The sequence below is a fragment of the Photobacterium sp. GSS17 genome (genome assembly GCF_028621875.1).
GTDB lineage: Bacteria > Pseudomonadota > Gammaproteobacteria > Enterobacterales > Vibrionaceae > Photobacterium > Photobacterium ganghwense.
Genome location: NZ_CP117517.1, coordinates 431796 through 457820 on the forward strand (window position 1 = coordinate 431796; position 26025 = coordinate 457820).

Here is a 26025-nt window from a genome sequence, read left to right on the forward strand (position 1 = left end):
AGGACATATTATGACTCCGCAAGATCACATCAACGCCGCTTCGGAACTGGCCTGGGAGAAGGTCGCACAGGCGCATCCGGATGCGCTGGCGCAATGGCCAGCTCCGCTGGCTGCCGCGCTGAAGCAAGTGCTGGGTTACAGCGACTTTATCACCGCCTCGATTGTCCGGGATGCCACCCTGCTGCCGTGGCTGGCCGAGCACCTTGAGCAGGAGACGCGGAGCGACAGTTATCGCCCGGCCTTGGCGGAGCTGCTGGCCGGCGTGATCGACGATAACGGGCTGATGCGGGTGCTGCGTCATTTCCGCTGCCGGGAAATGGTGTGGATTGCCTGGCGTGATTTTACCGGCGCGGCGACGCTCGACCAGAGTCTGTCTCACCTTTCTCTGTTGGCCGAAGCCATGATAGTGGAAACCTATAACTGGTTGTATGCCCGCTGTTGCGAAGAGTGGGGAACCCCCTGTAATGCGGACGGCGACCCACAGCCGATGCTGATCTTGGGAATGGGCAAGCTGGGTGGCGGCGAACTTAATTTCTCCTCCGACATCGATCTGATTTTCACCTATCCGGAAAACGGCGAGACCCAGGGCGGTCGCCGGAGTCTGGCCAATGCCCAGTTTTTTACCCGGTTAGGTCAGCGGCTGATCAAGGCGCTGGATCAACAGACCTTCGATGGCTTCTGCTATCGGGTGGACATGCGACTGCGGCCGTTTGGCGACAGCGGCCCGCTGGTGATGAGCTTTGCGGCATTGGAAGATTACTATCAGGAGCAGGGACGTGATTGGGAACGGTACGCGATGATCAAAGCGCGGGTCATGGGGCGGGAGAGCTATGCCCAGTACCATGAGCTGCGTCAGATGCTGCGTCCGTTCGTGTTCCGCCGCTATATTGATTTCAGCGCCATTCAGTCGCTGCGGCGGATGAAATCGATGATCAGCACCGAAGTGCGTCGTCGCGGACTGAACAATAACATCAAGTTGGGGCCGGGCGGGATCCGCGAGGTCGAGTTTATCGCCCAGTCCTTCCAGCTGATTCGGGGCGGGCGAACTCCGGATCTGCGTTGTCGCGGTCTGCGGGAAACCCTGGCGGCAATTCGCGAACATGGCTTATTGCCGCCGGATCAGGTCGCTGTGCTGGAACAGGGTTATGGTTTCCTGCGGCGGCTGGAGAATCTGCTGCAGGCAATTGATGACAAACAGACCCAGACCTTGCCGGACAAGCCGCTGGATCAGTGTCGTCTGGCACTGGCAATGGGTTATGCGGACTGGCCAGCTTTGTCACAGGCGGTGCATGAGCAGATGAGCGCCGTCCATGCGGTGTTTGCCACTATCGTCGGCTCGGAAGAGGATGAGCCGCACAATGATGTACCGGTGCAGTACCAGGAATTGTGGGAGATGCTCAAAGAGCCGGAGGTGCTGCGCGATATTCTGACCGAACTGGCCACACCGGATGTGTCGGCGCTGGCGGGCGTACTGGAAAACATGAAGTCTGAACTGTCCAAACGTACCCTCGGTCCGCGTGGCCGGGAAGTGCTGAGCAGACTGATGCCGGCGGTGCTGGCCTTGGTGGTGACCCGGGATGATGCGGTCGCGGTGATGGAGCGGATCAGTAAACTGATCGTGCGCATTGCCACCCGTACCACGTATCTGGAGCTGCTGGGCGAACACCCGGCGGCACTGGAGCAGTTGATCCGGCTGTGTGCCGCCAGCCCGATGGTCGCGGGACAGCTGGCACAGTACCCGATCTTGCTTGATGAACTGATTGACCCGCAACACCTGTATAACCCGACGCCACTGGAGAACTACGCTGACGAGCTGCGTGAGTACCTTGCCCGTATCCCAGAAGAGGACATGGAGCAGCAGATGGAAGCCATTCGTCAGTTCAAACAGACCCAGTTGCTGCGTATCGCCGCCGCGGACATTGCCGGTGCCCTGCCGCTGATGAAGGTCAGCGACCACTTGACCTATCTGGCTGAAGCGATAGTCGCTGCGGTGGTCAATCAGGCCTGGTTGCAAATGGTCGAAAAATACGGCGAGCCGACTCATCTGGCGGAGCGGGGCGGCCGTGGCTTCGGGATTCTGGGGTACGGCAAAGTCGGAGGCTGGGAGCTGGGCTATGGCTCTGATCTCGACCTGGTCTTCCTTCATGACTGTCCGGACAATGTCTACACCAACGGCCCGAAAGAGATTGACGGGCGCCAGTTCTATCTGCGGCTGGTGCAGCGTATTGTCCACCTGTTTTCTACCCGCACCGCAACCGGGGTGCTTTACGAGGTTGACGTCCGGCTGCGTCCGTCCGGTGCATCCGGCCTACTGGTCAGCCCCATTGCGGCTTTCGCGGAATACCAGGAGAAGGAAGCCTGGACCTGGGAACACCAGGCGCTGGTGCGTGCCCGGATGATTTACGGTGACAGCCAGTTACAACAGGCATTTGCCCAGGTGCGGCATCAGATCCTGACCCGTCCCCGCGACGAGCACACGCTGCGTGAGGAAGTGGTCGCCATGCGCCATAAAATGCGTCAGCACCTCGGGAGCAAGAAACCCGGTCTGTTTGGCCTCAAGCAGGACAAAGGCGGGATCACCGACATAGAATTTCTGGCCCAGTATCTGGTGCTGCGTCACTCAGCCGAAGAGCCGGCGCTGACCCGCTGGTCGGACAATGTCCGGATTTTTGAAACCATGGCGGATTACGACATTCTTTCGCCACAAGAGGCGATGCTGCTCAAGCAGGCCTATTGTACCCTGCGTGATGAAATCCACCGTCTCAGCTTGCTGGGGCTGCCTGCTTATGTTGATGAGCAAGCCTGTCATGCCGAACGTCAGGCGGTGGAAGCTTTGTGGCAACAATGGCTGGAGCCTGAGGTTAAGCCATAGCGGTTTAGTTATAGCTGCTTGGTTACAGCGGCTGAGTCATAGCCCCTTAGCCCCTTAGCCCCTTAGCCCCTTAGCCCCTTAGCCCTTGAAATTGAGTTCCCTATTAAACCGGAACCACGGAATACCAGAACTGAGCCCCCAGGTCAGATGCACGAGAAATTGGCTTTGTGTTAAGATTTGGGGGTTATCACAATCCCGGAGAAAAAAATGAAACTGACCCTTCCTGATTATGATCAAGCAGGCGTGCTGGTTGTAGGCGATGTCATGCTGGATCGCTACTGGTATGGCCCAACCGGGCGTATATCGCCAGAGGCGCCAGTGCCAGTCGTGAAGGTTGATCAGGTCGAAGAGCGCCCGGGCGGCGCGGCAAACGTGGCGATGAACATCGCGGCGCTAGGGGGCCATGCCCGCCTGATTGGCTTGACCGGGATTGATGAGCCAGCCAAAGCGCTGACCGAAAAACTGACGTCACTGGATGTCCGCTGTGATTTTGTGACTCTGGCGGAGTACCCGACCATCACTAAACTGCGGGTCATGAGCCGTGGTCAGCAAATGATTCGTCTGGACTTCGAGGAAGGTTTCCACGATGTCCCGGTGGACATGATTCTGCCACGCATGGCGCAGGCACTGCCCTCTGCCAAAGTGGTGGTATTGTCTGATTACGCCAAAGGGGCGCTGGAACACGTTCAGGTGATGATCCGAGCGGCGCGTGATGCCGGTCTGCCGGTGATGGTTGACCCGAAAGGGGCTGATTTTGAACGTTACCGCGGTGCCACGCTGTTGACCCCGAACCTGTCAGAGTTTGAGACGGTGGTTGGCCGTGCGCGCACCGATGAAGAGCTGGAAACCAAAGGCATGGCGCTGATTGAGCAGTTTGAGCTTGAAGCCCTGTTGGTGACGCGTAGTGAGCACGGGATGACCCTGCTGCAAAAAGGCCAGGCACCACTGCACATGCCAACCCAGGCCAAAGAAGTGTATGACGTGACCGGTGCTGGTGATACGGTGATTTCGGTACTGGCAGCCTCGCTGGCAGCCGGTAAGTCCCTGTCGGATTCCTGTAAACTGGCGAATGCCGCGGCTGGTGTAGTGGTTGGTAAGTTGGGCACTTCGACCTTGTCGACCATTGAGCTGACCGAAGCGATTCACGGCAGCCAGGACAGTGGTTTTGGGGTGATCAGCGAAGCGCAGCTGAAGCTGGCGGTACAGGCTGCTCGTGCCCGCGGGGAGAAAGTGGTCATGACCAACGGCTGTTTTGATATTCTGCATGCCGGCCATGTGGCTTACCTCAATGAGGCGGCCAAGCTGGGCGATCGCCTGATTGTGGCGGTGAATTCTGACAGCTCGGTTCGCGCGCTGAAGGGGCCGGGGCGTCCGGTGAACCCGGAAGATCGCCGGATGGCTGTGCTGGCCGGGCTGGGCGCCGTTGATTGGGTGGTGTCATTCAGTGAAGAAACGCCGCAGCGCCTGATCAGCGAGATTCTGCCGTCGCTGCTGGTCAAAGGTGGTGACTACAAACCTGAGCAGATCGCCGGTGGACAGGAAGTGATTGCCGCGGGCGGGGAAGTTCGGGTGCTGAACTTTGAAGATGGCTGTTCAACCACGGAAATCATCGAAGCGATCCGCGGCGGACGAGGGTAAGTTGTCCGAGATCGTCATCGACGGGACTTACACGGTGACGGTTAATTACTCAGCCTGCGGATAAACAAAAAGCGCCATTAAGGATGGCGCTTTTTTATTGGCTTGCGGTCAGGCCTGAATCAGCGAGCCTTAACCAGACCGGCGTTGATATCTAGTACATCCTGCTCGTTCAGCGAACCAACAGCCTGTTTCAGCTGAAGCTGGCTGATGATGTAATCGTAACGGGCATTCGACAGCTGACGGTTAGCATCGTACAGACGACGGGTCGCATCCAGCACGTCAACGATAGTACGGGTACCCACATCGAAACCGGCTTCGGTCGCTTCCAGTGCTGAGCGGGCAGAGACTACGGCCTGCTGGTATGCACGGATGGCACCGATTGAAGAGTTGATGTTGTTGTAGAACGCACGTACGTCACGTACCACGCCGCGGTAGCTGGCTTCCAGCCCTTCGCTTGCGGAAACATACGCGAACTGAGCCTGTTTCACTTCCGAGGTCGTACGGCCACCGGTGTAAACCGGCAGTTTCAGGTTGATACCGGCGTTCAGTGTACCTTCGTCAGTGAAGGATTGTTTATCGTCATATTCGTAACCGGCGTTGAACGACAGCGTCGGCAGGTGACCGGATTCCGCCAGGGCGATTTGATCGCGGGAGATATCCTGGGTAATGCGAGACGTCAGCAGGCTCAGGTTTTCATTTTCGGCATCCTGGATCAGATCCAGCACACGGGCTTGTGGCGCACTGGCTGAGAAACGTTTGGTATCCAGAATGTTGAGGTTAGTGTGCTCTTGGCCAGTGATCTCGCGCAGACCTTCGTAGCTGTTTGTCAGGGTGTTCTGCGCCAGAATCTCATCAGCCAGTACGCTGTCGTACTGTGCCTGAGCATCGTGTACGTCGGTAATTGCGGACAGACCGACTTCAAAACGCTGCTTGGTTTGCTCCAGCTGGCGGCCCACGGCGGCTTTCTCGGCGCGGACAAATTCCAGGTTATCGATAGCACGCAGTACATCGAAGTAAGCTGTAGAGACGCGCAGGATCAGGTTCTGCTGAGTCGATGCATAGGCCGCATCGCTCTGGCGCGCCTGCTTCTCACTGATGTCCAGGCTTACCCAGCTTGAGCGGTTGTAGATGGATTGATCCAGGGTGACACCACCATTGAAGCCCTCAGTATCGCCGTCCAAGCGCAGGACATTGTAGCCGGCGGTGAGGTTAATTTGAGGCAGTAACGCGCTTCGGCTTGAGTTGATTGCTTCAAAAGCAGCATCTTTATCAGCAGCGGCACGCAGCAGCTGCGGGTCATTCTGTTTGGCTTGTTCGTAGATCTCGGCGAGGTCATCGGCCATTGCTGACTGGCTGAGGCCGCCAAGCGCAACGCTAATAATAAGCGGAAGCAATTTTTTCATGTATGCCTTTCCTGGTCCTGACAAAAATATGAGCAAGGCTCCAGTTTAACGTATGTTTCCTTGCGTGAAACTGATCATTCAACAGTTTTACCTTATTTTACGATGTTTACTGTTGTATGTGTGATTGTAATCTAAACAGATTTAAATTTTGACTTAAATTAATTAACAATAATTGTCATAATTGTTGAATCACGTCATTGTTGTGCCTTGAAGAAGATGGAAAAATAGGCACATGACATGTTTTGTCAGCCATTGTCCTATTTTGTGGACGGATTCAGGGATAAAAAATTGCATGACAAAGTCACACACCAAAGGCAATGAGCCGGTCGTATTTTCGGCTCAGGATGTAGAGGTGCTGGCCAAGGACACGCTCTACCAGGGATTTTTCCGGATGGTGAAGTACCGTTTTCGCCATCGTCTGTTCGCCGGTGGCTGGAGCGCACCGATGGATCGCGAGATGTTTGAGCGTGGCCATGCGGCGGCACTGCTGCCGTATGACCCGGCCACCGACAGTGTGGTGATGGTCGAGCAGTTCCGAATTGGCGCCCTGGCCGCCGAGTGTACCCCGTGGCAGTTGGAAATCGTGGCCGGCATTATTGAGCCGGGTGAATCGGCGGACGAGGTCGTTCGTCGCGAAGCCGTGGAAGAAGCCGGACTGGAGGTGGGGAAGCTGCATAAGATCACCCGCTATCTGTCCAGTTCAGGCGGCTGCTCGGAAACCCTGGATATCTTTGTCGGGCTGGTGGACAGCACGCAGGCTGGTGGCATTCACGGTCTGGCAGATGAGGGTGAAGATATCCGGGTACGGGTGGTGTCCAGGGAAGAGGCCTACCAGTGGGTAGAATCTGGTAAAATTGAAAATGCGGCCTCTATCATTGCGCTACAATGGTTGCAACTTAACCATAAACGCCTGTAACCCCGAACATCATCCATGCACCGGCGCTAAGGATACCGATTGAATAAAAGATACACTGTTGATTTGGCAGACATTATGCGGCTTTACGAGACCAACTATGCGAAGTTGCTTCCATTGTTGCCAAAAAGCGATCAGGTCGGTGACCAGTGTGTATACGCCGTATCAGAGCAGGAATACTGCCTGACCATCACCGAATCCACCCGTTATACCACGGTGGTTGAGTTACGCCTGCTGGCTGAGAACGCCATGCCGGAATACCTGATCCCACGCATGACCATCCGGCTTTACCATGACGCCAGGGTGGCAGAAGTGTGTGCCGCTCAACAGACTTCCCGCTGGAAGCCACGCTATGATTACCCCAATTTGCGGATGTACCAGAAAGACGAAAAACATCAGGTAAACCGCTTTCTGGGAGACTGGTTGGCTCATTGCCTGAAGAATGGAATCAGCAGACAGTCGGTTTGTTAACAATAACAGATATCAAGGTTTTTGACGTTTTGCAGAAGTTTGATCTGCCACAGAAGGATCCGGATCGCGTGGTTCTTCTTCAAATTACCGACACCCACTTATTTGCCGATGATGGCGGAAGCTTGCTGGGCGTCGCGACGAAAGACAGTTTTCATGCCGTGCTGGATGCGGTAGAGGTAGCTGCGCGCCCGTTTGAAGCTATTGTCGCAACCGGGGACATTTCTCAGGATCACACGGAAGCCTCCTATCAGCGTTTTTGCGACGGCATTGCCCGCTGGCCGCAGCCGTGTTTCTGGCTGCCGGGAAACCATGATTACCAGCCGAGCATGCAGTCTGTGCTGCCGTCACCGCAAATTAAGTCGTGTCATCAGGTGCTGGCCGGTGAGCACTGGCAGGTTATCCTGCTCGACAGCCAGGTCAAAGGCGTGCCGCACGGCGAGCTGAGTGACAGTCAGCTCGCCATTCTGGAGCAGGCGTTGGCCGCGCACCCTCAGCGTCACGCGCTGGTATTATTGCACCACCATCCGTTGCCTGCGGGCAGCACCTGGCTTGATCAGCATCAGCTCCATAATGCCGATGCATTCTGGGCGGTGCTGGCGCGTCATCCGCAGGTTAAAGCGGTGCTGTGCGGCCACATTCATCAGGAGCTGGATTGTTTGTACCAAGGGGTACGTGTGATGGCCACGCCTTCAACTTGCATTCAGTTCCAGCCGGATTCGCACGATTTTGCCCTGGATAACAATAACCCAGGGTGGCGTATCCTTGAGTTGCTGGCGGACGGGCAGATTGACACACAGGTTTATCGTCTGACCGGGCGTCAGTTCACGCCCCAGTTTGATGCAGCAGGGTATTAAATGCAGCCGCTGTTACTTTATCTTCACGGATTCAACAGTTCACCTCAATCACTCAAAGCCACGCTGATGGCGGATTACTGCCGTCAGGCGCGCCCGGATATCCGGGTCGAAATTCCGCAGCTGCCGTGTTACCCGGCGGATGCCGCAGATTTTATTGAGACGCTGATCCAGTCGCTTAAACATGAGTATCGCATTGGGCTAGTCGGCAGCTCTCTAGGTGGATATCTGGCGACCTGGGTGAATGCCCGGCACCAGTTGCCGGCGGTGCTGGTGAACCCGGCCGTTAAACCGTATGAGCTGCTGCAGGATTATCTTGGCGAGCAGGAAAACCCGTATACCGGCCAGCGTTACCTGCTGGAGCCGAAGCACATGGCGGAACTTCGCCAGCTGGATGTGGCTCAGCTAGCCCGGCCGGAACAGTTCTGGCTGTTGCAGCAGGAAGGTGACGAAGTGCTGGATTACCGCCAGGCCGTGGACAAGTACGCGGCCTGCCGTCAGACGGTAGAACCGCTGGGGGATCATAGTTTTGTCGGATTTGACCGCTATCCTGCCCAAATCATCCGATTTCTTGAGCTGTAAGCTCCAATTGGATTCATCCCCTACGTAAAATGTGGGGCACAAATATCGCCCTGGCTTGACAACCGAGCCGGGGTTTCTGACTATTGTGGCAAAAATTTTCCGTAACTTTCCGTAATTATGACAGATCAAAGCTATAACGCCGGAGCCATTGAGGTTCTGAATGGCCTCGAGCCCGTCCGCCGTCGTCCGGGGATGTATACCGATACGGTTCGGCCAAACCACCTCGGCCAGGAAGTGATCGACAACAGTGTCGATGAAGCCCTGGCTGGCCATGCTCGTAAGGTGGAGGTAATCCTCCATGCGGATCAGTCCCTGGAAGTCATTGATGATGGCCGGGGGATGCCGGTAGATATTCACCCTGAAGAAGGGGTCTCTGGGGTCGAACTGATCCTTTGCAAACTGCACGCTGGGGGTAAATTCTCAGGCAAGAACTACCAGTTCTCCGGTGGTCTGCACGGGGTGGGGATCTCGGTCGTTAACGCCTTGTCGAACCGAGTGGAAGTCACGGTAAAACGCGATGGGCAGATCTACCAGATTGCGTTTGAACATGGCGACAAAGTCTCTGAGTTGGAAGTGATCGGTACCTGTGGTCGTCGTAACCGCGGGACCCGCGTCCATTTCTGGCCGGATGCCAAGTACTTTGACAGCCCGAAATTCTCGGTTTCTCGCCTCAAGAGCAACCTGAAAGCCAAAGCTGTGCTGTGTCCGGGGCTGGAAATTGTTTTCACTGACAAGGTGAACAATGAAACCCTGACCTGGTGTTACGAAGACGGTCTGAAAGATTACCTGGCCGAAGGCGTAAAAGGTTTCACCCTGCTACCGGAAGAGCCGTTTACTGGTTCGTTCAGTGGCCAGACGGAAGCGGCGGATTGGGCATTGTTGTGGCTGCCTGAAGGCGGTGATTTGGTCGGGGAAAGTTACGTTAACCTGATCCCGACTGCCCAAGGCGGTACCCATGTCAACGGCCTGCGTCAGGGCCTGCTGGATGCGATGCGTGAGTTCTGCGAATTTCGTAACTTACTGCCACGCGGCGTGAAGCTGACCGCTGATGATATCTGGGAACGCTGTGCCTACGTGCTGTCAGTGAAAATGCAGGATCCGCAGTTTGCCGGGCAAACCAAAGAGCGTCTGTCGTCGCGTCAGTGTGCGGCGTTTGTCTCCGGCGTGGTGAAAGATGCCTTCAGCCTGTGGCTGAACGAGCGTCCGCAATTGGCCGAGCAACTGGCGGAAGTCTGTATTGCCAACGCCCATCGCCGGATGCGTGCCAGCAAGAAAGTGGTGCGTAAGAAGATTGCCTCTGGTCCGGCGCTGCCGGGTAAACTGGCTGACTGTTCACAGCAAGACCTGAACCGCACCGAACTGTTTCTGGTGGAAGGGGATTCGGCGGGTGGCTCAGCTAAGCAGGCGCGTGATCGTCTGTTCCAGGCCATCATGCCATTGCGTGGTAAGATCCTGAATACGTGGGAAGTTTCTGCCGATCAGGTACTGGCCTCTCAGGAAGTACACGATATTTCGGTGGCGCTGGGGATTGATCCGGACAGCGACGATCTGAGTGGCCTACGCTACGGTAAGATCTGTGTGCTTGCCGATGCGGACTCCGATGGTCTGCACATTGCCACGCTGTTGTGCGCCCTGTTCGTAAAGCACTTTGAAGCCTTGGTGCGTGCCGGTCACGTGTATATCGCGATGCCGCCACTGTACCGTATCGACTTGGGTAAAGAAGTCTACTACGCCCTGGATGACGCCGAGAAAGAAGGCATTCTGGAGCGCCTCAGCAGCAAGCGCGGTAAAGTGAATGTACAGCGCTTTAAAGGTCTGGGTGAGATGAACCCGATGCAGCTGCGTGAAACCACCATGGATCCGAATACCCGCCGTCTGGTACAGCTGACCATTGATGACGATGAGCAGACGACCCAGATGATGGACATGCTGCTGGGTAAGAAGCGCGCGGAAGACCGTCGTCACTGGCTGCAGAGCAAAGGCGATAAAGCGGACGTGTAAGCGTCTGCTGAACAAGAAAGACACAATGGGCAGGCGGGCAGTATAGTGCCGGCCTGTACCGCACAAGATAGAACGGAATACCCGACGATGACTGATGTCTCAATGGATGGCGTAGAGCAGCTTCCGCTACGGAAGTTTACCGAAGACGCTTATCTGAATTATTCCATGTATGTAATCATGGACCGTGCCCTGCCGTTTATCGGCGACGGCTTAAAGCCGGTGCAGCGCCGTATTATTTACGCGATGTCTGAGCTGGGCCTGTCAGCCACGGCGAAATACAAAAAGTCTGCCCGTACCGTGGGTGACGTGCTGGGTAAATACCACCCGCACGGCGACTCTGCCTGTTACGAAGCCATGGTTCTGATGGCGCAGCCGTTCTCTTACCGCTACCCGCTGATTGACGGCCAGGGTAACTGGGGTGCGCCGGATGACCCGAAATCGTTCGCGGCCATGCGTTATACCGAATCCCGCCTGTCGCGTTTTTCGGAAGTGTTGCTGAACGAACTGGGCCAGGGCACCGTGGACTGGGGGCCGAACTTTGACGGCACCATGAAAGAGCCAAAAATGCTGCCTGCCCGCCTGCCGCATATCCTGCTAAACGGGGTAACCGGTATCGCGGTGGGGATGGCGACGGACATTCCGCCGCACAATGCCCGCGAAGTGGCAAACGCGGCGGTGCATCTGATCGACAACCCGAAAGCGGATCTGGATGAGGTGATGACGTTTGTGCAGGGGCCGGATTACCCGACTGAAGCGGAAATCATCACCTCAAAAGCGGACATGAAAAAGGTCTACCGCAGCGGGCGTGGTTCGATCAAAATGCGGGCAGTCTGGCACAAAGAGAACGGTGATATCGTGATCACCGCGCTGCCGCATCAGGTCTCGGGCTCCAAACTGCTGGAGCAGATCGCAGCGCAGATGCGGGCTAAGAAACTGCCGATGGTGGAAGATCTGCGTGACGAGTCGGATCATGAAAACCCGACCCGTATCGTGGTAGTGCCGCGTTCGAACCGGATTGACTGTGAGCAGCTGATGAACCACCTGTTCGCTTCAACCGACCTGGAGCGCAGCTACCGGGTGAACCTGAACATGCTGGGGCTAGACGGCCGCCCGCAGGTCAAGGGGCTGGTGGAAATTCTGTCTGAATGGCTGACTTTCCGTCGCGAAACCGTGCGTCGCCGTCTGCAATACCGACTGGATAAAGTCATCGCCCGGCTGCACATTCTGGAAGGCTTGCTGGCAGCGTACCTCAACATCGATGAGGTGATTGAGATCATCCGTACTGAAGATGATCCGAAAGCGGTGCTGATGGCTCGCTTTGACCTGAGCGCGATTCAGGCTGATGCGATTCTGGAAATCAAACTCCGCCAGCTGGCCAAGCTGGAAGAGATTAAGATCCGTGGTGAGCAGGACGAGTTGTCCAAAGAGCGTGAACAGCTGGAAAAACTGCTGGGCTCGGAGCGTCGCCTGAACACCCTGATCAAAAAAGAAATTCAGAGCGATGCGGAAAAATACGGCGATGACCGTCGTTCTCCGCTGGTCGAGCGGGAAGAGGCGAAAGCCCTGACTGAGCGTGAGCTTATCCCGTCTGAACCTATCACTGTGGTGCTGTCTGACAAAGGTTGGATCCGTCATGCCAAAGGCCATGATGTGGATCCGTCATCACTGAGCTACAAGTCCGGTGACAGCTACCTCGCCCACGCGCGCGGTAAGAGCAGTCAGCCAGCAATTTTCCTTGGCTCTGATGGGCGCAGCTATGCGCTGGAATCCCATACCCTGCCGTCAGCGCGCAGCCAGGGCGAGCCGATCACCGGCCGCCTGAACCTGACACCGGGCAGCCATATGCGCCAGGTGATCATGGCTGAAGACAATCAGCTGTGGCTGCTGGGCTCGGATGCCGGCTACGGCTTTGTCTGCAAAGCCAGCGACATGGTGTCGAAGAACAAGAATGGTAAAGCGCTGCTGACGGTGCCGGAAAATGCCGAAGTGATTGCGCCACAACCAGTGCAGGATCTGGATCAGGATGAAATTCTGGCCATTACCAACGAAGGCCGGATGCTGCTGTTCCCGGTCAAAGACCTGCCGCAACTGGGCAAAGGTAAGGGTAACAAGATCATCAATATCCCGGCGGCGCGAGCCAAAGCCCGGGAAGAGTTCCTGTCCTACCTGGCGGTCTTGCCGCCGGGCAGCCACATTACGCTGCATGCCGGTAAGCGCAAGCTGGGGCTCAAGCCGTCGGATCTGGAAAACTTCCGGGGTGAGCGTGGTCGTCGTGGCAGTATGCTGCCGCGCGGGCTGCAACGGGTTACCCGCCTGGAGATTGACTCGCCAACCTCGGCAGAAGAAGAATAATCTGCAGCAAGCCCTCCATTTTGGAGGGCTTTTCTTTATCTGTGTAGCGAGAAACCCACAGGTTCAGTGGTCTAATTTCTGCACATAAGGGATGTTTTTTCCGGCATCCTGAGTATACTAGCGCACGCCTGTACGCTGAGGAGAAGTAAATGATTTTTGTATTGCGCATGATTGCCGTGGCAATTTTTGCCGTTGTCATGTTTGTATTTGGGTGCGCTTACTGTCTGCTGAGCCCGCGTAACCCGAAACACGTTTGTACGTTCGGTCGCCTGTTCAGCAAGATGTCCCGCGTGTTCGGGATCAAGCTGGAGATCCGTATTCCGGAAGGCGCGGAAGAGGTCGGCCCGAGTGTGTATGTGGCAAACCACCAGAATAACTACGATTTGTTCACTATTTCCGGGGCGGTGATGCCACGTACCGTGACCGTGGGTAAGAAAAGCCTGGCGTGGATGCCGCTGTTTGGCCAGCTGTACTGGCTGAGTGGTAATATCCTGATTGACCGCGCTAACCGCAGCAAGGCGGTCGGAACGATTGGCCAGGTGGTAGAAAAGATCAAAGAACGTAACGTGTCAGTCTGGATGTTCCCGGAAGGCACCCGTTCCCGCGGTCGTGGCCTGCTGCCGTTCAAAACCGGCGCATTTCACGCGGCCATCAGTGCCAAAGTGCCGGTGGTGCCGATCGTGTGCAGCAGCACGGAACATGTTAGACTTAACCGCTGGGATAACGGGGTCGTGATTGTGGAAATCATGCCGCCGGTATCGACCGAAGGGCTGACCAAGGAAGATGTACGAGAGTTGTCGCAACGTTGCCGCGACATCATGGAAAGTAAGCTTAATGCCCTGAACGAAGAGGCAGCGCGTCGCTCTGCGAAATAACGGACGCTGGCCGGAACCGACAATAAGGACATGCTGTGGCGTGTCCTTTTTATTTGAGCAGTAGAAAAGCCATGATTGAAGAACAGGTGATTTTAGTCGATTCGCAGGGCAGAGCGCTTGGCGTGAAGGAAAAAATGCAGGCGCACCGCGAGGGGGCCCTCCATTTAGCGTTCTCGGTACTGCTGTACCGTGACGGCAGCGCCGGGCGTGAGTACCTGATGCAGCAGCGAGCGACGGACAAGTATCACAGCGGCGGCTTGTGGACGAATACCTGTTGTTCGCATCCGCGTCAGGGCGAAACTCTGGAACAGGCGGGTATTCGCCGTCTGGCCGAAGAGATGGGGATCACCGGTGTTGCGGCGTTGCAGGATATTGCGCATTTCGTGTATCGGGCCGAGCTGGATAACCAGCTGGTGGAGCACGAACTGGATCATGTGCTGGTGGCCGCTGTCCCTGAGCTGGAAATTCATCCCAACCCGGATGAAGTGATGGCTTATCGCTGGTGGCCGGAAGCGGAGCTGGAGCAGGCTGTGGCGCAGCAGCCAACGCAATTTACAGCCTGGTTGCCGCAAGTGCTCGCGCATGCTGTTCAGCATATTGGTTGAGGCTTACCGCCAGGGTTTGCCCCACAAAAAAGAGCTGCCAGGGGCAGCTCTTCTTGTTTCTGATGACCACCACAGTGGTCATTTTGTCAGGTCGAATTATTTACGAACCGCGATGGCTTCGATTTCGATCTTCACATCTTTTGGCAGACGGGCAACTTCTACGCAAGAGCGCGCAGGGTAAGGTGCGTTGTGCTCGTCGAAAAATTTACCGTACACTTCGTTAACAGTACCGAAGTCGTTCAGATCTTTCACGAAAACAGTCATTTTCACAATGTCAGCCACTTTCAGGCCAGACGCTTCAACAACAGCTTTCACGTTTTCCAGAGACTGACGCGCTTGCTCTGCGATATCTTCTGCCACTTCACCGGTTTGTGGGTTCACCGGGATCTGACCTGAAGTCAGTACCATATTGCCCAGGTCTACGCCTTGTACATATGGGCCGATAGCTGCAGGTGCTTGATCTGTGTGAAGTACTTGAGTCATTACTAATCCTTACTGATTGGGCTAGAAAAGTCAGAGCAGTTAGTTTGCAGCCCAAGTTGATTTAGGTCAAAGAGTTTCCGCTTTGTCGGGCCAAAAGGTTGCGGAATGCCACATTCATGACATTCCACGCATTACTCAGAGTAATCGTTGCGGCTGGTTCAGTCCTGCTAAACGGCGATACCCAGCCGGGCTTTGACGACTTTCTCGCACTCTTCGATGCGAGTGATATCGCGCGGCGCGACCATCACGGTGTCGTTACCGCCGACAGTGCCCAGGATCTCGGCATGAGGCTGGATATCAATCAGACGGGCGACCAGTTGGGCGCCACCCGGGTGGGTTTTCACGACGACAACCAGCTGATTATGGGTGATGTATTCAATTTGGGAGGCAATGGACGAGCTTACTTGAACCGGCTCGTTTTCGACCGTCAGGCAGTAGACTTTCTTGCCGTAGGCGTTCGGCACCTTCGCCACGCCCAGGCGTGACAGCAGGCGGGACACCGTTGACTGGCTGACATCATTAAAGCCCATTTCAATCAGACGATGGCGAATGTCGTCCTGCGTTGAAAAACTTTGCTGTTGCAACAGCCGCTTACAGGCCGTAGTAATGCTTTCTTCATGGCAGACAGCATCAATCGCGCCGTGCATACTGAATCCACTCACGGGCAACTCCTTGTAGTTCTATTCGGTATAGGTGATCGTATCCAAATACCGACTCAGGCAGCTCCGTAAGGCTGGTTTATTGAATAGGTTATTGCCTGGTAACGGGGTGCGATGAGCCGGCGAAGATCGCAAGAGATAATACTTCTGTTGCATAATCTTGCAGGAGCATCATAACAACAAAAACAACGTAATTTATTGACCCCAATCACCAAAACAATACGCCAAGTAGGGGCTTAATATGACGAATTAAATCCCGATTGATCCAGCAGGGTTCGAGGTTTTAACCAGTCCCGTTTTTGTGCTGTCAGCGCCCCTTCGTCGTCATCGGGCGTCAACCCGTTTTCATCGCCGCCGCGGCTGTTGCCGGGAGCCCCTGCCGCGGGATAAGCCGCTTTGACCGGGGTGCGATAGCGGCCAAGCGGTGAGCTGGCACGGGTGTTGTCGAGCCCGGGAGCCGGGCGGTTGGCGGCAAGGGTACTCTGTCCGGAAGAGGATGGAGCAGACGTTGGAGTCGTCTGGGTGGATTGCCGCCGTGGCTGTTGGGTAGGCCTTTGATGTCGATTCAGCGCGGTTACGTATTCTGCTACCTGAATGGCTGCCAGATCTTGGCTGGCCGACTCGGCGCGGATGCCGAGCGCATGTAGCCAGTCAAAAATTAAAGTCGACGGAACAAACTGGCTGTAGCGTTCTGCCGGGCGCAGGTTACGCAGGTCTTCCGGATTCTGGACGATCGCGACGGTGATCCCGGCGATTTCTCCCCGGGCATTAAACACCGGGCCACCGCTCATGCCGGACATCACCGGGGCATCGCTCAGTGAATACAGGCAGTCGGTGTTGGTGTCGATAACATCCTGCAGGTATTTGCCGTTGCCGCTGATGCTGGTTCCAAGTAAAGAATGCCCCTGATGCGTGACCGGCTGGTCGGGATAGATCAGTCCCCAGGTCGGGACTTGCTGACTGGGGCGCCGGATAAGGGCGAGATCGCAATAGGGGTGATAGATAACATCCAGATCCCAGGACAGCTGGGCGACATGTTTGGCCGTCAGCATGTATTCATGACTGACCGGCACTGCGGAGCCAAACCCGCCGAGCAATAACGGGACACCAATCATCACCATCTGGTTGGCGCTGTTTGGCTGGCTGTTGTTGATGGTGCCGTTACTGGTGACACACCCGGCCAGCAGTGCGGCGCAGAGTATCACCCCGTTCCTTCGCGGGTGTCGGGAGACAAGAAAACGGACACAGTTAGCATACCAATTAAAAATGTACATCATGCTACTGACCTTTGATGAATTCGCAGACGTCGAAACCCGCAGCCAAACACTCAGTCGACGGGCTTGTTTCCGGTATGTCCGGTACCGAATACCGAAACATAGATTCAAAGGTAGTGAGGGAAAAAGCGGTTTCCCGCTCTAGAAGTGAGAAAAAAAAAGCCCGCTCAGGTGTGAGCCGGCTTTCTTAGGTTCGGGGCAGGGTTTTCCCCGAATGAGACAGGCAAAAGCCCGTTTTTAGTTGTGTTCAGTCACGATTTCGCGCGAGAACACTTTTTCACAGTACTTACACTTCAGTTGCACGTCGTCGTGCTTGATGATGACTTTGAAGCTGCTGTCGACCGGCTCACCGTGGGAGATACAGTTGCTGTTCGGACATTTGAAAATCGCGTTGATTTGCTCAGGCAGAGACAACGTCAGTTTTTTCACCACTTCGTAGTTTTCAATCTGGTTGACGGTCGCTTTTGGTGCGTACAGGGCCAGCTGGTTTGCCTGCTCTTCGTTGATAAAGATATTCTCAATCTTGATCAGGTCTTTTGCACCCAGTGCCGATGACGGCAGGTTCAGGCCAACGGTGACGCGTTGGTTCGTCTGGTGCATGTTGAACAGTTTCAGTACCTTGAAGCCAACGTTCGCAGGAATGTGGTCGATTACCGTACCGTTTTTAATCGCTTCGACCTGTAGTTGAGTTTCTTTAGTCATGATATCGCGTCTCCTGCTTAGATTGTTTCGTTCAGTACCAGTGCCAGTAGGGCTTCACGGGCGTACACGCCGTTTTCAGCCTGCTGGAAATAGTAAGCGTATGGGGTTTTATCAACGTCGACCGTGATTTCATCCACACGTGGCAGCGGGTGCAGCACTTTCAGATTCGGACGCGCTTCTTCCAGCATGGTCGCTGTCAGAATGTACGCCGCTTTCATGTGGGCGTATTCCGACTCGTCGAAACGCTCTTTCTGGACGCGGGTCATGTACAGGATATCCAACTCAGGAATCACTTCTTCCATGTTGGTGTGCAGGCTGTAGCTGATACCGGCTTCGTCCAGATCCTCACAGATGTAATCCGGCATCGCCAGCGCTTCAGGTGCTATGAAGAAGAACTTCACATTGTTGAACTTCGACAGAGCCTGAGTCAGGGAGTGCACGGTACGGCCGTATTTCAGGTCGCCGACGAAGGCCACATTCAGGTTATCCAGGCGGCCCTGAGTTTCGTAGATAGAGAACAGGTCAAGCAGGGTTTGGGTCGGGTGCTGGTTGGCACCGTCACCGCCGTTGATAACCGGTACACCATGCGAGAACTCAGAAGCCAGACGCGCTGCACCTTCCTGAGGGTGGCGCATGACAAAGGCGTCAACGTAAGAAGAAATCACCTGAACGGAGTCCGCCAGCGTTTCCCCTTTCTTCGCCAGTGATGTGTTACCGCCGTTGTCGAAACCGATCACTGTGCCACCCAGGCGCTGAACAGCGGTTTCAAATGACAGGCGGGTACGGGTTGATGGCTCGAAGAAGCAGCTTGCAACCACCTTGTTTTTCAGCAGCTCCGGATTTGGCTCGGCCTTCAGTTTACCGGCTGTTTCAACAACCAGCTCAAGCTCATTACGGCTCAGTTCCGGGATGGAAATAATGTGCTTTTTGAACAGCGAATTCGCCATGGCTTCTCTTCCCTCTTAAATCACTATGATGAACGACGCTTGCCTGCTGCTGTGAGTAGCAGACAAAAAAAAGCCCCCTTAAAAAAGGAGGCTCTTTTGAATACAAACAGGAAAAACAAAAAACGGCACGCTCGCCGTAAATCGGCGGATTTTCATCAGGTTTGACTGAACGAAACGGCGCATTTTTTATCTCTCTCTGGACAAATTGCGAAGGATTATACCCCCATTTTTCGCTAACGCAAGCGTTTGCCTAAAGTATTCATTTCCCGGAAGTTTATGCATTTTTCGGGGTAAAGTCCGGGCTACTTTCAGAAGGTTTTTAGTGGCTTTAACTGCGTGATTTCGCTGACTTTGTCGTGGGCTGGGACAGGCTAAAAAAGGAGGAAAGACAGGCATAAAAATACCGGCCCGCAGGCCGGTATGAAGTGAGAGACAGGGACTATCGGAGTGCTTGCCCCTGAATCCAAGAGAGTCATTAGTGACCCAGGGTTGCCACCATAACAGCTTTGATGGTGTGCATACGGTTTTCTGCTTCGTCGAAGACGATAGAGTGTTCAGACTCGATCACTTCGTTGGTAACTTCTACGCCGTCTTTCAGTACTGGGTACTCTTGAGCCAGTTCTTTACCTACTGTGGTGTCTTCACCGTGGAACGCTGGCAGGCAGTGCATGAATTTCACATGTGGGTTGCCTGTTGCTTTCAGCATGTCCATGTTGACTTGGTAAGGCAGCATCAGGTTGATACGCTCAGCCCATGCTTCTTTCGCTTCACCCATAGATACCCACACGTCAGTGTACAGGTAGTCACAATCTTTCACGCCTTCCTGAACGTCTTCAGTCAGCGTAATTTTCGCGCCGGTTTCTTCTGCGATAGCACGGCATTGTGCAACCAGGGTTTCTTCCGGCCAGTAAGCTTTTGGTGCGACCAGGCGGATGTCCATACCCATTTTCGCTGCGCCAACCATCAGAGAGTTACCCATGTTGTTGCGGGCATCACCCAGGTAAGCGAACTTCATTTCATGCAGTTGTTTGCCACGACCGTGCTCTTGCATTGTCAGGAAGTCAGCCAGGATTTGAGTTGGGTGGAATTCGTCAGTCAGACCGTTCCATACTGGCACGCCTGCATATTTGCCCAGCTCTTCCACGATTTCCTGGCCAAAGCCACGGTACTCGATACCGTCGTACATACGACCCAGTACGCGAGCGGTATCTTTCATTGACTCTTTGTGACCAATTTGAGAACCAGATGGGCCAAGGTAAGACACTTGTGCGCCTTGGTCGAATGCCGCGACTTCAAACGCACAGCGAGTACGTGTTGAGGTTTTTTCAAAGATCAGGGCAATGTTTTTGCCAGTCAGGCGTGGTTGCTCGTAACCGTTGTACTTCGCTTTTTTCAGCTCAGCAGACAGCTCCAGCAGGTGTTGAATTTCACGTGGAGTGAAGTCAAGTAGTTTTAGGAAGTTACGGTTGCGAAGATTAAAAGCCATGATGTTATCCTCTCTGAATCTGTATCTCTCTGCCCGACCGGGGAGAAGCTTCTGTTTTAGGCATCTCACCGCAGCCGGAGGGTTTTTATATTGTTTAACGTATTATGAATCGTTTGTGAATAACTATTCCGCTATTCTGCAATAATATTTGTTCCGGCTTCACCTTTCAGAATGGCCAGGCCATCTTCCAGGGAGCCAATACCAACCAGCTTGCCGCCTTTGTTGATGAACTCGCAGGATGCATCAATTTTCGGTCCCATGGAGCCGGCGTCGAATGCGTACTGTGCCAGTTCACGTGGTGTGGTGCTGCGCAGTGCTTTCTGGGTTGGTTTGCCCCAGTCGAGGTAAACAGCATCGGCATCGGTCAGGATAAGCAGGGCATCAGCATGCAGTTGCTGCGCCAGGTAAGCGGCCGACATGTCTTTATCGATAACCGCTTCCACACCGGTCAACTTGCCGTTTTCTTTCTTAACCGGGATACCGCCACCGCCGGTACAGATCACCAGGTGCTCCTGTTTGATCAGGGTGGTGATGGCATCGCTTTCGACAATCCCGGTTGGCAGTGGGCTAGGGACGACGCGGCGGAAGTACTGACCATCCGGTTTAACGGTCCAGTTGTATTTTTCTGCCATTTCACGGGCTTCGGCTTCTTCGTATACCGGACCGATTGGCTTGGTTGGGTCAGCGAAGGCTGGGTCGTTTGGATCCACTGTCATCTGAGTCAGCATGCAGGATACGTCGCGTTCCGGCAGTAGGTTTTTCAACTCTTGCATCAGCATGTAGCCGATCATGCCCTGAGTTTCTGAACCCAGTACGTCCAGCGGGTAGGGTGCAACTTTTTTGTATTCCAGTCCTTGCAGCGCCAGCAGACCAACTTGTGGGCCGTTGCCGTGAACCAGTACTACATTGAATTCTTTGGCGATTTCAGCAATCGTCTGTGCGGCTTTAGCAATGTTTTTGCGTTGAGTATCTGCTTCCAGCGGTTCACCGCGGCGAAGCAGGGCGTTTCCGCCAAGTGCTACTACGACAGTTTGCTTAGTCATGTGATCGTCTCTCTTGGTCAACTCTCAGTGTTATTGTGTTTGTAGTGGCTCTTTGGCCTGTAAATTCTGAGAGGGTTTTCTGTTGTGTGGCCGGTGCCGAGCACCGGCCGTCAGTACGGGTGGGTAACCCGTTAGATATCGTCACGCTCGATTGGGCAGCTCATGCAGCGAGCACCACCACGGCCGCGACCAAGTTCATCACCAGGGATTGGCAGAACAGTGATACCGGCTTTGTCGTATTTCTCGTTGGTGTAAGTGTTGCGAGAGTAACCAACAACCACGCCAGGTTTCACAGTCAGTACGTTGTTAGCATCGTTCCACTGCTCACGTTCAGCTTCGAAGCTGTCGCCACCTGTTGTGATCAGGTTTAGCTGACCCACACCCAGGGCTTTTTCGATGGCATTCACGAAGTAGCTTTCTTCGGTGGCTTTCACTGTGCCGGACTCATCGCCAGTCAGGCTCCAGCATTTCACATCTTTGCGAATCACTTCTGGGTATACAGAGAAGGTGTCTTCACGCATGTGCGTCATTACTGTGTCAAGGTGCATGCAAGAGCGGTGTTTTGGCAGCTCCATCGCGATAACTTGTTTTGCCTGGCCAGTTTTGAACAGGTTAGAAGCCAGCTGCTCAACACCTTGTGGAGTTGTACGCTCAGACATACCAATCAGCACTGAGCCACGGCCGATAACCAGAACGTCACCGCCTTCAATGGTCGCGTTGTCGTAGTTGATGTTGCTGTCCGCACCGTAATAAGTGTGGAAGTCACCTTGGGCGAAGGTTGGGTGCCATTTGTAGATAGCGCGTACGTGGTTGGTTTCACGTTGACGGGCTTCTTTCGCCATTGGGTTGATTGATACGCCGCCGTAAACCCAGCAAGACGTGTCACGGGTAAACAGGTGGTTTGGCAGTGGTTCAATGATGAAGTCGTTTGGTGCATTGAAGCCTTGCATCATAGAAGAAGACTGTACAGGGAACTCAGAGTAGGCCAGGCCACCAAGCAGGATAGATGCCAGCTCAGCGTGAGGCAGGTCGCTCAGGAAGCAGCGTACATCGTTAGCGAAAGTCGGACCGAAACGGTGGTCAGACAGCTGAGTGTTCAGCAACCATTCTTTGGCTTCTGGAACATCCAGAGTTTCAGCCAGCAGATCTTTCAGCAGCATAACTTCAACGCCCTGCTCACGCAGTGTGTTGGCAAATACGTCATGCTCTTTGCCTGCACGTTCAACGTCAAGTACATCGTCAAACAGCAAGTCATGGCAGTTTGAAGGAGTCAGGTGAGTGAGCGCGCGCTCTGGACGGTGTAGAAGTACGCGACGTAATTGACCTATTTCTGAACCTACATAGAACTTACTCATGATCGTATCTCTCTATTATTTGAAGTCAGATTCCTGACTTATTTATTTTTTTTGCGAAGCTATTATTTATTTCTTCGCTTTGGTTTCTGAGTTTTATTCTACGCTTTAAAGCCCCAGAGTCTTAGAGTTTCATCACACTTTTTATATTGTTCCTATAACCTATCTAATTAAATTTATTAACATTTTTAATTCAGCTGTTATTAGTTTTCATGAATGGGATTTTATGTGCTTTAGTTGGGTGGGGATGGTTTTCATTCATTTTAAGTCACTGTTTAGTATTGATTTTTGTTTTTCTCATGGAAGTTTATGCAGATTTATTTTTGTTGATTTGATGTGAAAAAACTAATCTTATGCACTTAATGTGTTTGTCTATATGAATTCTGGCTTAATATTATCTTATTGGTAACAAATATTTTTCCTTTTATTTTTTGTTTAATTGTTTTTTGTAATTTAGGAACAACGATTTCACTCAATTAATTTATTGTCTGATTTCAGTTTTTAGAGTCAAAATTCTATTTTATATGTCATGTGGATTTAATTTTTATGGTTCTTATGGCTTGGCGAAATAACGTGGAGATATAATTTTCTCTTGGCTTTTTATCTCAGTGAAAATTATATGGATCTTAATTTTTAAAATAACGAGGGGCGTATTTTTTCATGCCAACTCGTCTGACTGGGGATAGGTGTTTTTCCTTATCGCGAGCCGATCGATGAGAAGATCGACGAGCAGAAAACGCTAAAAGCCAGTTGTGTCAACACGGCTCTCATCCAAATCGTGAAGCACGGATGCCAAGAGTACTTGCGGGGGCGAGATGTCCCCAGGCCGGTGAGTCGCGTGGTGCCACGGCAGCTGGTGGAAAGGGTGGAAAGAGGTCGCAGAAGGTAGAGCGTTCCTGAGGCTAGTGCATTTTATATGCTGGAGAGATTTATCTGCTATAGAGCTAGGTTGGGGCTTGGGATCCGAGGCCCGATCCTCACTGCTTACTCGATTTCCTCTTGCTGGTTATTCGGGTTTCCAAGTTCTGAGTGTTTAATTTTCTCAGTATTTCGCTCCCTGAGCATGCCGGTTCGCCTGAAGATAGGAGCTGTTCGAGACCACAGAACATACGCATAATGGTTCTTCGTGGCAGCGGGAGTGAATCGGTGGGGCATTGGCTGGAAATCTGAAGTGATGCAGGCTGAAACGAAGAGTGGGACGGGACGAATCTGTGAGGTGTGTGGCGGGCGCTTTACCGAGTAAAAAAATCAAGGCCGCGTCAGGCGGCCTTGTTCGTTAGGAAGATAATGCAAGGGAAGCGTGAGGTACTCAGGCCATGATGGCGCCGACACTCAGCATCACCATGATAAGTACAGTCAGAATACCCAGTAGTGGTGCCACCCATTTTACCCAGCGGACGTAAGGGACGCGGGCAATAGCCAGACCACCCATTACCACCGCCGAGGTTGGTGTCATCAGGTTGACAATACCGGAGGCAGACTGGTAAGCGGTTACAACCAGGTCACGACCCACACCGGCGAAGTCAGCCAGAGGTGCCATGATTGGCATTGTCAGTACTGCCAGACCGGATGATGAAGGCACCAGGAATGACAGCAGGATTTCCAGCCAGTACATCACGTTGATGAACACGATAGAAGACAGACCGGTGACTGCATGTTCGGCCGAGTTCAGGATGGTGTCGGTGATCATACCGCGGTCCATAATGACCACGATACCGCGGGCAATACCGATGATCAGGGCTACACCCAGCAAGTCACGGGCACCGTCAATGAAGCTGGACGTAAACTCTTCTTCGCTCATGCGGGCAATCAGGCCGATGATGATGGTTGAAGCCAGGAACATGGCAGAGATTTCAGCCATCCACCAACCGACTACCGCCACACCGTAAATCATGATACCGAATGACGCGGCAAAGATACCCAGAATGATTTTACGAGTGGTGGTGAACTCCAGCATTTCGCCAGTCTGGTTGCCCAGGAAGTGGGCTTTGTTTTCTTCGTACTTGTCGTAAACGATAGACTTAGTTTTGTCAGCACGTACCATTTTGGCATAGCGCATCACATAGCCCACGCAGATCACCCAGCCGATCACCAGCATGGCAACGCGCAGCATGATACCGTCAGTAAATGGGATACCGGCGGCGTTGGCGGCAATCACTGTCGCAAACGGGTTGATGGTGGAGCCCAGAGTACCGATACCGGCACCCAGCAGAACAGTCGCAGCTGCTACCACAGGGTCAAAGCGGGCTGCCATCATGACAGGTACTAACAAGGTGTAGAACGGCAGCGATTCTTCCGCCATCCCGTAAATGGTCCCGCCAGCGGCAAACAGCGCCATCAGGATTGGGATCATCAGTTCTTCCCGTCCCTGCAAGCGGGCTGTTACCCGTTCAATACCGGCGTCAATGGCCCCGGTTTTGGTTACCAGGCCCAGGAAACCACCGATCACCAGAATAAACAGGGAAACGTCAATCGCAGCGGCTTCGTAGCTGTTGTGGTCGTAGAAACCGTCAATTGGCGCCAGCAGGACATCGACCACACCCTGAGGGTTACTTTCAACAGCATGGTAGGTCCCGGTTACCGGCACTTCTTTACCCAGTTCTTCGTTCATGACGCGGTCATACTGACCGGCCGGAACGATCCAGGTCATCAATGCCACCAAAGCGATAAGGGTGAATAAAATGGTATAGGCGGATGGGAATTTAAAGTTGGCGAAGAAGCCACCTTTTTCTTCCTGTTTGATGGATTCGGTTGTCATAATTTTTCTCCTTGCCTCTGCGCTCAGGGCAGAGGGTTCATCTACCAGACCCGGAAATTGGCATGACACGGCCCGCCGGCATTAACTCCGGTTGTTTGTCAGGCCAGGCGATTGCCGGGCAAGTGGCTGGGGTAGGGTGGCGTTATCCCTGCGTGGGGGATAAGGGAGCCAACGCGGGGTGAGGTGTCATAGCCGTACACTCACTGCCCGACACATAACCGACTGATGCCGCGCCCGATTCCGGGTGGCTCAGGGCCGATGTCAGGTTGGTGAGTGCTCTACGGGGACGACGCAACGAACTGCGGCGCCGTCGCCCTGGCTCAAGGCCTTGGTAGAAGTTACTCATGATCGTATCTCTCTAATGCTTATGTGTCCTGCAGTCATTGCTGCGGCTCTTTTTGTTTGTTGCAGGTGGATTTTATGCTGCCCGCAGCGGTTTAACTTTGGGGTTGTTCACACTTTTCCGGGACTGCATTGGGCAGCGATGAGCCCGAATTTTTCGTGGCAGGGTAATTCTCTGGAAATAATGGGTGAATATGCTTTCTACCGCTTTAGAAGTATTCGATGAAAGCGCATAACCGGGAATATTATGCAATTTGGCGTGTTGGCCCGTATCAGCAGGAAACTGACATTAGTTTGATAAATATCAATTTCCCTTTTCAGCCATATGCGTTGCCCCTTTCTCCGGGGGTAATATTTCACATGGCATTTTGCCTGAATCCGTGCGATATTTGCCTTCGAATTTATTCCATAGGTGG

At 53.8% G+C, this 26025-nt stretch carries 21 protein-coding genes; 10 read left to right on the top strand and 11 right to left on the bottom strand.

The window, feature by feature from the left end; all coding sequences use genetic code 11:
- Positions 1-10 precede the first annotated feature (10 nt).
- Together glnE and hldE are read left to right on the top strand one after the other, a co-directional pair.
- Positions 11-2872 (top strand): bifunctional [glutamate--ammonia ligase]-adenylyl-L-tyrosine phosphorylase/[glutamate--ammonia-ligase] adenylyltransferase, encoded by a 2862-nt coding sequence (glnE, locus tag PGW97_RS02065; RefSeq protein WP_273858455.1) that lies wholly within the window; start codon positions 11-13, stop codon positions 2870-2872.
- 207 nt (positions 2873-3079) lie between these two features.
- Positions 3080-4510 carry a bifunctional D-glycero-beta-D-manno-heptose-7-phosphate kinase/D-glycero-beta-D-manno-heptose 1-phosphate adenylyltransferase HldE gene (gene hldE, locus PGW97_RS02070; protein WP_047883727.1) on the top strand — a complete coding sequence of 477 codons (1431 nt, stop codon included), beginning with the start codon at positions 3080-3082 and terminating at the stop codon, positions 4508-4510.
- Positions 4511-4629: 119 nt separating this feature from the next.
- On the opposite strand, the gene tolC is transcribed toward hldE, so the two are convergent.
- Positions 4630-5913: an outer membrane channel protein TolC gene (tolC, locus tag PGW97_RS02075; protein WP_047883728.1), complete on the bottom strand. Its 1284-nt coding sequence runs from the start codon at positions 5911-5913 to the stop codon at positions 4630-4632.
- Positions 5914-6205: 292 nt separating this feature from the next.
- On the opposite strand from tolC, the gene nudF reads away from it, so the two are divergent.
- The 8 genes from nudF (at position 6206) to idi (ending at position 14563) form a co-directional block, all read left to right on the top strand.
- Complete coding sequence (gene nudF, locus PGW97_RS02080) at positions 6206-6829, top strand: ADP-ribose diphosphatase (RefSeq protein ID WP_273858459.1); 624 nt, start codon at positions 6206-6208, stop codon at positions 6827-6829.
- A 75-nt stretch (positions 6830-6904) separates the two neighbouring features.
- The gene (locus PGW97_RS02085; protein ID WP_047883766.1) at positions 6905-7297 is read left to right on the top strand and encodes a DUF1249 family protein; all 393 of its coding nucleotides are present in this window, start codon (positions 6905-6907) and stop codon (positions 7295-7297) included.
- Positions 7298-7326: 29 nt separating this feature from the next.
- Positions 7327-8151 (top strand): 3',5'-cyclic-AMP phosphodiesterase, encoded by an 825-nt coding sequence (cpdA, locus tag PGW97_RS02090; protein WP_273858461.1) that lies wholly within the window; start codon positions 7327-7329, stop codon positions 8149-8151.
- Positions 8152-8730 (top strand): esterase YqiA, encoded by a 579-nt coding sequence (gene yqiA / locus PGW97_RS02095; protein WP_273858463.1) that lies wholly within the window; start codon positions 8152-8154, stop codon positions 8728-8730.
- A 117-nt stretch (positions 8731-8847) separates the two neighbouring features.
- Complete coding sequence (gene parE / locus PGW97_RS02100) at positions 8848-10731, top strand: DNA topoisomerase IV subunit B (protein ID WP_047883731.1); 1884 nt, start codon at positions 8848-8850, stop codon at positions 10729-10731.
- An 87-nt stretch (positions 10732-10818) separates the two neighbouring features.
- A complete protein-coding gene (gene parC, locus PGW97_RS02105; protein WP_217392333.1) occupies positions 10819-13083 on the top strand; it encodes a DNA topoisomerase IV subunit A in 2265 nt (754 codons plus the stop codon).
- Positions 13084-13232: 149 nt separating this feature from the next.
- A complete protein-coding gene (locus tag PGW97_RS02110; RefSeq protein ID WP_047883733.1) occupies positions 13233-13958 on the top strand; it encodes a 1-acylglycerol-3-phosphate O-acyltransferase in 726 nt (241 codons plus the stop codon).
- Positions 13959-14029: 71 nt separating this feature from the next.
- A complete protein-coding gene (gene idi / locus PGW97_RS02115; protein WP_217392332.1) occupies positions 14030-14563 on the top strand; it encodes an isopentenyl-diphosphate Delta-isomerase in 534 nt (177 codons plus the stop codon).
- A 96-nt stretch (positions 14564-14659) separates the two neighbouring features.
- On the opposite strand, the gene PGW97_RS02120 is transcribed toward idi, so the two are convergent.
- From PGW97_RS02120 to PGW97_RS02165, 10 genes are all read right to left on the bottom strand, one after another.
- Positions 14660-15046, bottom strand: coding sequence for an enamine/imine deaminase (locus PGW97_RS02120; RefSeq protein WP_047883735.1), 387 nt, complete (start codon positions 15044-15046; stop codon positions 14660-14662).
- Positions 15047-15213: 167 nt separating this feature from the next.
- Positions 15214-15693 (bottom strand): arginine repressor, encoded by a 480-nt coding sequence (locus PGW97_RS02125; RefSeq protein WP_047883736.1) that lies wholly within the window; start codon positions 15691-15693, stop codon positions 15214-15216.
- Between the two features lie 248 nt (positions 15694-15941).
- Positions 15942-16982: a serine protease gene (locus PGW97_RS02130; protein ID WP_273858468.1), complete on the bottom strand. Its 1041-nt coding sequence runs from the start codon at positions 16980-16982 to the stop codon at positions 15942-15944.
- 234 nt (positions 16983-17216) lie between these two features.
- Positions 17217-17681 carry an aspartate carbamoyltransferase regulatory subunit gene (gene pyrI, locus PGW97_RS02135; protein ID WP_047883737.1) on the bottom strand — a complete coding sequence of 155 codons (465 nt, stop codon included), beginning with the start codon at positions 17679-17681 and terminating at the stop codon, positions 17217-17219.
- Between the two features lie 17 nt (positions 17682-17698).
- Positions 17699-18628 carry an aspartate carbamoyltransferase gene (pyrB, locus tag PGW97_RS02140; protein ID WP_047883738.1) on the bottom strand — a complete coding sequence of 310 codons (930 nt, stop codon included), beginning with the start codon at positions 18626-18628 and terminating at the stop codon, positions 17699-17701.
- Positions 18629-19103: 475 nt separating this feature from the next.
- Positions 19104-20114: an ornithine carbamoyltransferase gene (locus tag PGW97_RS02145; RefSeq protein WP_047883739.1), complete on the bottom strand. Its 1011-nt coding sequence runs from the start codon at positions 20112-20114 to the stop codon at positions 19104-19106.
- A gap of 131 nt (positions 20115-20245) precedes the next feature.
- Positions 20246-21157 carry a carbamate kinase gene (gene arcC, locus PGW97_RS02150; RefSeq protein ID WP_047883740.1) on the bottom strand — a complete coding sequence of 304 codons (912 nt, stop codon included), beginning with the start codon at positions 21155-21157 and terminating at the stop codon, positions 20246-20248.
- 131 nt (positions 21158-21288) lie between these two features.
- Positions 21289-22512 (bottom strand): arginine deiminase, encoded by a 1224-nt coding sequence (gene arcA, locus PGW97_RS02155; protein WP_217392328.1) that lies wholly within the window; start codon positions 22510-22512, stop codon positions 21289-21291.
- Positions 22513-23818: 1306 nt separating this feature from the next.
- The gene (locus PGW97_RS02160; RefSeq protein WP_047883742.1) at positions 23819-25267 is read right to left on the bottom strand and encodes a YfcC family protein; all 1449 of its coding nucleotides are present in this window, start codon (positions 25265-25267) and stop codon (positions 23819-23821) included.
- Between the two features lie 142 nt (positions 25268-25409).
- On the bottom strand, positions 25410-25613 hold the full coding sequence (locus PGW97_RS02165; protein WP_273858473.1) for a hypothetical protein: 204 nt from the start codon (positions 25611-25613) through the stop codon (positions 25410-25412).
- Between the last annotated feature and the right edge of the window lie 412 nt (positions 25614-26025).